This window comes from Luteibacter sp., assembly GCF_009912395.1.
In the GTDB taxonomy this organism is placed as follows: Bacteria; Pseudomonadota; Gammaproteobacteria; order Xanthomonadales; family Rhodanobacteraceae; genus Luteibacter.
Genome location: NZ_WNDO01000053.1, coordinates 1 through 9,050 on the forward strand (window position 1 = coordinate 1; position 9,050 = coordinate 9,050).

The window sequence follows — 9,050 nt, forward strand, 5'->3', positions numbered from 1 at the left end:
CGTGCCGCCGCGCCTGGGCGCGCCAACTGTACAGCTGGGCAGGCTGCAACCCCAGATCACGAGCCACCGTGGTTACCCCTTCTGTGGCCGCTCGCAACAGTGCCTGCTGCCTGAACTCCAGGCTGAACTCCTGCCCCTTTCTGCCTGCCTTGCTCTTGGTCATCGTCCACCTCCTATTGCGATAGTTAATCGCTTATAGGGGTGTCCGTGAAACGGGGGCAAGATCAAAGCCGAAACCCTCGGCGTCGAGCGTAAGCCGAGCTCGCCCGGCTCCGCGCGGAGTGCGTTTCTCGACATCCAGCACGGCGCCCTGCCAGCGCCCCCGATAAGGCTCCAGGGGCGGAAACCCATAGGTGTCGAACCAGAACCACAGCAAGTCCTTGGTGAGCGGGTCGACCGTCAGCACGGTATGCGCATCGAACCGGAAGCCGCCCTCGCGACGATCCGAGAAATCGCCAATGAGGTAACAACCGCCGTGGCCGAGGCGGAAATGCCACGTACATGTCGTCACCCCCGACGGGCCCCAAGGATTGGGCTCGACGTAACCGCTGCCCTTCCACTCCCCCACAAGTGAGGCGAAGCGGTCATGGGGCGATGTGATGGCGACAGGCATACAGAGGTCTCATGAGTGGCAAGGTCTTGCTTGATAGGCCACTCCGACAGGCCCGTCAAATGTATGAAATGCCTAAATACCTCTATACGGCCACGATAGATCAGCCATAAGATGCATAGCTGCCGCTGCCGGCCAAAAAAAGTTCCGGACATGCATATCGTCAAGCGCTTCAGTCATGCTGCCACGCCCCATCATGTCGTCCACCGACATCCCGAGGGACAGTTGTTCTCGCTGGACCACGGCTTGTGTACCTTCCAGACGGAGCACGGCACCTGGCTGATGACTCCCGGGCGTCCCTGCTGGATTCCACCGGACATCGAGCACGGCACGACCACTCATGGCCCCGTGAGCGGCATCAGCATCCTGCTCGATCCCTTGGTCTGCGCAGGCCTCCCGCAACGCGCGAACGTATTCCAGTCGGAGTCTCTGCTGTTGACCGCCATCGCGCGGCTGGGCTCGCTACCACCGGACGCGATACGCGCGCGCCATCTCCTGCCCGTTGTGCTCGACGAGTTGGCTCATGCAAGCATCGAACCGCTCTCGCTGCCCATTCCGCGCGATGAACGGTTACGCACCATGGCGCGCGATATCGCTCGGAATCCGGGCGACGCGCGTGGTCCCGAGCAATGGTCGGCGGACATCGATATGCCAAGGCGGACGCTCGCTCGCCGCTTCAAGGATGAAACCTCGCTTACCGTCATCGAGTGGCGGCGACGAGCGCGAATCATGAAAGCCATCGTCGAGCTGCATGCATCCACGCCACTACGGCAGGTCGCCAGGAACGTCGGTTACGAAAGCGTCACAGCGTTCCTCAATGCGTTCCGCGAAGTCACCGGAACCACGCCGCGACGCTTCGCGATGCAACGAGGACTGCCTGGGCAGACCGAATAAGTCGCCTCCCATCCTAGGACCTGTTAACACCATCATGCCCGGTATACTTCGCCGATGGAGACCCGACACAATGTTGCCGTTGCGTTTACTTCTTCGGCCACACGACTCAAATCTGGGGGCGTCGCATACGAGACGATTCGCCGCAGCCCGCCGCCGCTTGATTAAGTCAAATGAAAGTTAATCGTTCCTTCGGGCCAGATTGCGATGTAGGTTTCGCTATCATTCGCGCGGTAAGCTGCTGCAAGACCTTGTTCGTAGTGAGCGCTACGCAGGAGCAGCAGGCATCGCTGAAAACAATGTTCTGGCGTATCGGTGACCACAAAAATGTTCGATTCGTCTTGGCCCATGTCATGGCCATCAACATCACCAACCCCATTCAGACCGGCGATGAGTGTTTCCTCTAAGTCGATCAAGTCATCAAAAGGAGGCTGTGCCTCCCCTCGCCATTGCAACACGAGTTGATATTGATTGTTCATGGCTCATATGGAGGTGGTTTAAGGCCCTTGTCAACTTGCTTCTGTATGTAGAAATTTTGCCGTTCTTCAGACCCAATAGGAAGAGTTTCGTGCAAGTCTCGTTCGAGCTTTAGCATTTCTGGCCGCGTACCCGAAGCCAGGATATTTAGTTTTCCACCATTCATTGCAGTGGCGGTGTAGCGACTGGTCGGACTATAAGTAATTCCGAACTTTAGATGGCCGCCTTGAGCATCAAGCTTCTGGTAGAGGTACGTCAACCGCCCTTCGGTTGACGCAGCGCCCGCTTCAGCAGAGCGCCCCTCAGTGACAACGGCCTTTGCAGCCTCGACAGCCACCGTACCAATTAACACGCCACCAGCTTGCGCCTCATTCGCCGGCTCTAGAGGCGAGCTCTCCTGAGTACCGCGCTGCAAACTTGCATCAAGCTCAGCCATGCCATTGGCAATCGCCTTGCCAATGCCAACGGCCACCTGGCCGGCTCCTTGGGTTGCAGCCAAAGCCGATGCCGGATCTCCCGCGCAATGACTTGCGCTCATGACACATGCCGACTCACGACCATCCGGATCAATGTTCCCGATGGGATTGCCGTTTGCATAGGTGAAGCGGCCAAACGTCAACGGCGAACCCGCTGTCGGTGGCTTGGGATCAGTCCCCAAGAATCGACCCATCGTAGGGTCGTAGTACCGGGCCTGCATGTAGACCAGGCCCGAATCGGGATCGTTGACATGCCCGGTATAGCCCGGCCCAGGCGCCGGACTTCCCAGCGCCTGGGCCCCATAGGGCCGATAATCCGTCGTTGTCAGCAAGTTCCCGGCCGCATCGGCTGTCGCCAGCACCGTACCTTGGGGATTCGTGTAGTAGTAGGTAACGGTCTCGGCGATGGCTGGCGGGGACGCGAGGCCGCACCACGACGCCATGGCGATGAGGAACAGCTGGAAAAGGAAGCTGGCGAATGTGCGCGGGTGCATGCGTATACCTCCTCTCATATCCATGCCGAGCAGCCGACGGCGTTACAGGCCCGGACCTCGTAGTGATAGGGCGGCGTCTCACCGAACGGAGAAAGCAAAACATTGACCGACGTGGTGGGCGGAAGAATCGTCCACGTGTCGGGCGTGTCCAGACCGCGGACCTCGTATCGGGTGGCCCCCGGCGACGCATCCCACAGGAAAATCAGATTCTCGAATTTGCGGTTGGGATAGGTCTTCGTGTATCGCGGATTGGTCGGCACCGGAGGGATGCTCGCCGCGCTGACGGTCACCGCACTGCTGTTTGCCCCGCAGCCGGCCACGTTGCAGGCGGCAACCACATACGTATAGCTGCCATCGCCCCGGCCGCTCGTGCTCCAGCTTCCCGACGCATTCGACTGCACGATCGTCCAGCCCCCGCCATTGACGCTTTCGCTCAGCAGGTAGCTGGTGGCACCGGCCACGCCGGTCCAACTGACGGTCCAGGCGCCGTTGTTGCTGCTGCCTGGCGCACTGATGGACGGCGCACCCGAAGGAGGCAGCGTCACGGCCACGGCCCCGCTGGTGGCGTAACCGCCGCAGCCGTTGGCGTTGCAGGCCTTCACGCGGTAGCTATAGCTCCCCGTGGCCCCGGCCTGAAGACTGAACGAAGTGGCGCCGCCGTTGTAGATGGCGCTCCAACCGCCGCCATTGATGCTTTGTTCGAGGCTGTAGCTGGTGGCATACACCGTCGCGGACCAGCTGATGCCGACGACTCCCGTACTGCTGCCTGGTACGCTGATGGAGGCAGGTGCCGGGGGGATGTGCGCAACCCTGATGGTATTACCCGCCACCCAGGCACTGCATCCGTTCGCATTGCAGGCATGCGCCTGATAGGCATACGTGCCGTCGCCTGGGTTGGACACACTGGACGACGTCCCGCTACCTGAATAAAGGTCGCTCCACGCCCCGCCGTTTACAGACTGCTGCAGCCCGTACGACGTGGCGGTCGCCGAGGGAGACCAGGTGACGCCGATGGAGGACAGGTCGCCGGCCAGCGTCGCAGTGACGGCGGCAGGCGGGTTCGGTGCCGAGGGCGGCGGCGACACCACGGTCGTGGCGATGCTGCTCCAGGGACCACATCCCCCGGCATTGCATGAACGCACCTGGTAATGAAACGTTCCTGCTGCCGAGTGCGTGATTGATTGGGAAAGCTGTGCCGTATTCGCTAAATCGCCCCAGGCGCCCCCATCGGGTTGCTCCTGGAGTTCGTAACTCGTCGTGGCGGCGGTGGATGTCCACGACACGGCATAGGCACTGCTGGCCTGCGCCGAAGCGGGAGCGCTGAGCGCTGGAGCGGCGGTGGGCACGAGCACGTTGTTTGTGCGCGCCACCAGCTTTTTGCCCAGGTAGATGTAATCTGTACCGCTGTTAGTCGATGGATCGAACTGCCACAGGAGCTGCCCATCGTGGCTGTAAAGCGAATAGGTGGTGGCTCCTGCCGAGGTCACGGCCTTCACCCGGCGACCTTCCGCATCGTAACGATAAGTGTCGGCACCAACGACGGCGACCAGCCGGTCAGCCTGGTCGAATGTGTACTGCGCGCTGCCGTTCTGGACGACGTTGCCTCGTGCATCGTAGTTGAAACTGCGTGCGAGGCTTCCGCCGGAAATGCTCCGCAAAAGATTACTCGCATCGTAGTTGTAGGTGTTCGTCGCGCCTCCGGTAGCCACGCTCACAATATTGTTGAGCGTGTCGTACCCGTAGGTTTCCGTCCCCCATAAGGCCGACGATGCGGAGCGAAGCCGATCAAGCCCGTCATACTGGAACGACTTCGAGCGCGTTGCACCATTGGTCAGGTCATTGACCGCAGTGATGTTGCCATTGTTGTCGTAGATGAAGTCTTCGCTCAGCTGTAGCGCGCCTGCATGAGCGTACGAGACGTTGGAAAGCAGGTTCCGCGCATTGCGCTGCCCCAGGTAATCGACACCGTTGCCCAGCGTGGCATGCTGCAGCTGATCGTCCGGGAAGTACGAGGCGCCGGTGGCGTAGGCTCCCGCCTGGGTGGGGCGCCCCAGGGCATCGGGTGACAACACCAGGGCTTTGCCGTCCGGATAGCTCACCGCACCCAATGCACCGTTGGCATCGTAGCCAAAACCTACCGGCCAGATGTGCCCGTCCACGGAGAGGCTCTGCCCCGTCGTCAGGTCACGCTTGTTGTATACGAAGGTCCAGACGATTCCGTCCGTCGATTCGGTCAGGAGCTTGCCGGTCGGGGTATACGTAAAGCTGCTGGCCGGCGTGGTTCCCGGATACGTGACCTGGGTAACCCGGTTCAGCGCATCGTAGCTGCGCGAAATCTGCACCGCGGCCGGCACCTGGTCCGCCGCACACCCCGTTCCACCGAGGGAAAGCCCCTTCGCGCTCCAGATGACGTTGTTGGCCGCGTCGTAGGCCATGACCGTGCTTGCCGTCTCCGGCTCGGTAGAGCGGCATAGGCGGTGGAAGGTGTCATACAGCATGGTCTTCGTGATGCCGCCCTGGGCCACCTGTGTCGGATTTCCATACACGTCGCGGGCGATCGACTGGACGATACCTTCAGGCGCCTGCACCAGTACGGGATGATCCAGCGTCGGCTCGTCGAAGACCTGGTAGGACGTGGTGGTCGTGTTGCCCCTGGGATCGCTCACCTGCTTGCGGGCGCCGGACAGATAGGAGGTGGTGGTCGTCAGCGCGGCGCCGGTTTCCGAAGGCTGGATGGTCTGTATCGCTCGCGATAAGGCATCGTAGTTCGTCGTGATGCCGCTGGTGACGTCGCCGTAGTTCGGCGCGCCATCGACGGCATAGGACTGGAATACGGCATTGCCATGCCAGTCGTGAGTCGTCACTGTCGTGCTCTGCAAGGCTCCATCACCGCTGCGATAGCGCCCCGTCAGCATGGGCCTCAACAGGGCGTCGAAGTAGGTCGTTTCCGTCCGACTACCCTGCGTTACCGTGCGGCGCCAGTGATTGGCATCGATGCCGCGTTCGGCGGAAACCACGAAGGCGTACGAAAACACTCGCGGCGCCCACGCCACCGAATCGCCGGCCGGGTAGGATATCTGCGCGAGATGACCTACCGCGTCATACGCATAGCTCGTCGTATTACCCGCCTGGTCCGTCAGCGAAGCAACTTGGCCGAAGTCATCGACGCCAATATGTTCAGTCGTCTGGTCCGGATAGGTCACCGTCGTCGGCAGACCCCGTTGGTATCCCGTAAGAGACGTAGCGTGCCCGTTACCGTCGGTATAACTGGCCAGCTGTCCCGCCCCGTCATAGGTATAGGTCATGAGGGTTTGGCCGAAACGGGAACGGGACTGGAGCTGATCCTGCGCCGTATACCCGTTAACCGACTCCGTTTCACCCGTAGAAACGTTGGTCACCTGCACGGGCAATCCAAGCACCCAGAGCGCCGCATCGTTGAGGTAACTGGTGGACTCGACCAGCGCGGTCTGGCCGGCGACATTGTTTGATCGGGTCACCTGCGCCGGATTGGCAAAGGCGTCGAACGACTGGGCCGTCCAGGTATAGGTGTCGCCATCCTGTACGGTCGTCCGCGTCGTTACCGGGGTCAGCCTGCCCATCTGGTCGGCGTTGACCGCCAGTATCTGCGAGCGGCCCAGCATCGCCGGCCAGGGCCACGGCGACGAACCATCGGCCGCCGGAAACGCATAGGACGATGCTTCAGTCCGTACGACGGCGGACGTATCGCCTGCCGCAAAGTAATCGCTTTGCAGAAGCAAGCTTTCCGATGCATCGAAGCGATTGCTGAAGGTATAGCGGGTGGTGCGATTGGAGGGGTCGACCATCTCCGTCGTTACAGTCGTAGGGCAACCCGTGGTGCAGGTCGACCAGCTGTCGTTGGGTGCGGAATAGCTGTAAGTCCAGCTTTGCGTGCCGATGCCAGCACCGCTTAGCGTGCGCTGGATCAGCGAATTCTGCTTGTACACGGATTGAAAACGGTTCTCGTCCGCTCCATTCACTCGCAGACATACGGCGGGTACGTAAGAGCGGCCGCGAATCGTGGTCTGCAAGGTAAACGTACCCGTGACGCCCGCGGGGTGCGTGATCGAACCGGTCGAGGTCACCGCATCCTGGGGCCGCAGCTGATAGGCGCAGCCCTGGTTGACGATAAGCGCCCCGTCGGCTGGCAACGGCGCGAAGCCGCCGAGGTTGAACGTCCAGGCGCTGCCATCGGGCAACTGGACGCGATTCAGCCTAGGAATGACGGGATTCGCATCGTAGGTATAGGTCCAGGTACGCGGTGCCGCGCTGGAGGGTTGCACGGTGATGCTGTGGACGCGATAAGCCACCGGGTCGTAGTAGTTGCCGAACGGGTCCTTGGCCGGATTTTGCCAGGTTTCGTAGGTGAGAGTGACCTTTCGACCGTCGCTGCCGTCGATCTCAGTCAGGTTTCCATTGCCGTCGTAGGCGTAGCTCAGCGAGTTGCCGAAGCGATCCACCACGCGCGACACGTTCATCGTCGCCACGCGACGGTGAAGTGCACCGCCGCCGCCCGTAGCCATATAGTCGGTCTTCTTGTAGAGCAGCACATCCATGTAGTACTTCGTGCCGTCCGGTGATACGGCGACAAATCCCTCGCCAGGCTGACCATTGGACGTAGACGGCGTACAGCCCACGGCCCAGCGCGCTTTCGTCACCAGGGGAAACGCCACGGGATGGCCATCGGAGCCCGTCATGGCGGGTACCTGGGCATTGCCGGCGTCACGGATCAACAGGTCCTGGCTTCCGCTACCGGGAACGATGAGCTGATAGCCATGCCACCAGTCATCGGCCTTGTAGGTGATCACGGTACCCTTGAAGCTGACGAATTCGTCCGGGGCACCTCCCGATGAACTGCAGCGTGTCGCATCGGAGATGAAGAACCAGCGCGCCGTCGCCGGGGGATCGACATTGGCGGTGCCGCTCGCCGCCGAAAGGGTCTCGATGCGCGGCGTTTCTAACGACCAGTCGACGAACGCATTGTCGATAAAGTCATAATAGACCGACTGAGACGGTGTGTCGGAAGGATGGAAAGACCGGGTCAGCTCGATGTCCGGCCCCTGGCCCGTCAGCTTGATGTCGTTCTCTTCGAACGCGAGGGCACCGTTGTAAAGGCTGATGCTCTCGCCAAACGGATGCTCGCCAACCGGCTGGATATCCTCCGATACCTTGATGCGTTTCTGGTACTCGCTTTCGGGAGTCACCGCCGCCGATTGGGCATAGACCTCGCCACTGACACAGGCCATCACCAGGGCAAGCGCGCACCGCGCTGCCCTGCCACGCACGTCGACGTACGACATCCTTCGTCCCCTGGTATGGCTCACACGAACCCGATGGCCACGCAATCACCACGCGCCATCGCTCCCTTTAAAGGGCCATCAGGCCCTCACCTGGAAATCGTCATCGTGTGAAGCTTCAATTTTTGTGAAGCCAAATCGCAACAAAGCACGATTTTGGTTACGAATGAAACGAAAATTCGGGTGCAATATCGAGTGTCAGCACATAAACGCGATACGAATGGCCACGCATAGATCGCTATTTATTGCGAACCGTGCGAAAAATTCTTAGCCAAAATCCATCAGCGCAGGACAATGCGATGCATCGCCATTGCGATAGGTCTTGAGCCGTAAATTCCGGCCATACGTTGACTAAAACACGCATAGTTTCCCCTGCGTGATCCAAAGTATTACGAATCTTCATTTTTCGTTCCCGGACGACTTGTGACGCCTATGACGGCGACGTTATGTTGACGTTACGCCGTCATGTCGAGGGGAATCGACGGCGCGGGCCATCCCCAGCCCTCCCCGCATCAAACAACCTCACAACGGTGGTCCTCAACGGACCGCTTCGTGATCTTGCCCCTGATTTACGGACACCTATCTAAGCGACATTGGCCAGCTCGTACTGCTCTGGGCTGAGGTAGCCCAGGGTCGAGTGCAGCCGGATCCGATTGTAGTCAACCTCAATGTAGTCAAACACATGAGCCTTGGCCTGCTCCCGTGTGGCGAGGTGTTCACCATGGATGGCCTCGACCTTCAGACTGTGGTTCCAACTCTCCATTGCTGCGTTGTCGTAGCAGTTGCC

At 60.5% G+C, this 9,050-nt stretch carries 6 protein-coding genes; 1 reads left to right on the forward strand and 5 read right to left on the reverse strand.

Annotation, left to right across the window (positions count from 1 at the left end):
• Positions 1-193: 193 nt before the first annotated feature.
• Positions 194-613: a DUF1579 family protein gene (locus GAK28_RS24760; protein ID WP_291785600.1), complete on the reverse strand. Its 420-nt coding sequence runs from the start codon at positions 611-613 to the stop codon at positions 194-196.
• Between the two features lie 150 nt (positions 614-763).
• On the opposite strand from GAK28_RS24760, the gene GAK28_RS24765 reads away from it, so the two are divergent.
• On the forward strand, positions 764-1,504 hold the full coding sequence (locus GAK28_RS24765) for a helix-turn-helix transcriptional regulator (protein WP_291785602.1): 741 nt from the start codon (positions 764-766) through the stop codon (positions 1,502-1,504).
• Between the two features lie 161 nt (positions 1,505-1,665).
• Here the strand turns inward: GAK28_RS24765 and GAK28_RS24770 are convergent, their stop codons facing one another.
• From GAK28_RS24770 to GAK28_RS24785, 4 genes are all read right to left on the reverse strand, one after another.
• The gene (locus GAK28_RS24770; RefSeq protein WP_291785604.1) at positions 1,666-1,980 is read right to left on the reverse strand and encodes a hypothetical protein; all 315 of its coding nucleotides are present in this window, start codon (positions 1,978-1,980) and stop codon (positions 1,666-1,668) included.
• Positions 1,977-2,948, reverse strand: a complete 972-nt coding sequence (locus GAK28_RS24775; RefSeq protein WP_291785606.1) for an RHS repeat-associated core domain-containing protein — start codon at positions 2,946-2,948, stop codon at positions 1,977-1,979. Before GAK28_RS24775 ends, GAK28_RS24770 begins: the two co-directional genes overlap by 4 nt.
• Before the next feature lie 14 nt (positions 2,949-2,962).
• Positions 2,963-8,266, reverse strand: coding sequence for a hypothetical protein (locus GAK28_RS24780; RefSeq protein ID WP_291785609.1), 5,304 nt, complete (start codon positions 8,264-8,266; stop codon positions 2,963-2,965).
• 580 nt (positions 8,267-8,846) lie between these two features.
• Positions 8,847-9,050: IS3 family transposase (locus GAK28_RS24785; RefSeq protein WP_291779886.1), on the reverse strand; the 204-nt coding region annotated here is incomplete at its 5' end.

Bases quoted from the DNA above. Each gene is read 5' to 3' on its own strand.
- GAK28_RS24760 (WP_291785600.1), bottom strand. From the start codon at position 613: ATGCCTGTCGCCATCACATCGCCCCATGACCGCTTCGCCTCACTTGTG.
- GAK28_RS24765 (WP_291785602.1), top strand. From the start codon at position 764: ATGCATATCGTCAAGCGCTTCAGTCATGCTGCCACGCCCCATCATGTC.
- GAK28_RS24770 (WP_291785604.1), bottom strand. From the start codon at position 1,980: ATGAACAATCAATATCAACTCGTGTTGCAATGGCGAGGGGAGGCACAG.
- GAK28_RS24775 (WP_291785606.1), bottom strand. From the start codon at position 2,948: ATGCACCCGCGCACATTCGCCAGCTTCCTTTTCCAGCTGTTCCTCATC.
- GAK28_RS24780 (WP_291785609.1), bottom strand. From the start codon at position 8,266: ATGTCGTACGTCGACGTGCGTGGCAGGGCAGCGCGGTGCGCGCTTGCC.